The sequence below is a fragment of the Vibrio sp. 970 genome, assembly GCF_033339075.1.
Genome location: NZ_JAWOTW010000651.1, coordinates 1 through 560 on the forward strand (window position 1 = coordinate 1; position 560 = coordinate 560).

General features: G+C 43.0%; 1 protein-coding gene. It reads right to left on the bottom strand.

All coding sequences use genetic code 11. The features are described from left to right. Positions 1-20 precede the first annotated feature (20 nt). A partial coding sequence (locus R7Q11_RS28415) for a BON domain-containing protein (protein WP_225467259.1) occupies positions 21-560 on the bottom strand: 540 nt, incomplete at its 5' end.

Below are 560 nucleotides of genomic sequence, written 5' to 3' on the forward strand. Positions count from 1 at the left end.
TTCAAGTTTTTCAATATCGTTTAGTCACTGATGGTAAACGTCTCGACATCTGGATCACTATCATCTTGTGTCTGTGTCTGTGTCTGTGTTGTCACACCGTCGCTAGGTAAATCGACTTTAACTGGTTCTGCGTCTCCGTATTGGAACCCTTTGATCACCTGTTTTACGCCAGAGATATTGCGCGAAATCTCCGTCGCGCGTTCACCTTGCTGAGCGGTTACATAGCCAAACAAAAATACGTCACCATCCTCTGTAATGACTTTGACTTTAACGCCATTGAGGTCTGAGTCGGTTAATAGAGCCGATTTTACCTTGGTTGTGATCCAGCTGTCGTTGCTGATTTGCGTCACGCTCAATGGCTCTTTAGCCTTAATTTGATTATGAATGGTTTTGACGCCATCAATAGCTCTAGCTCGTTGCTCAATTTGATTAATCAAATCTTGAGTTGGAGCTTGGCCCATTAAAACAACCGTACCATTGTACGAGCTCGCAACAACTCGAACATGCCCTTTAAATGGTTCTTTATTACCGATCGCTGCGACTTCAAATTCAATATTGTT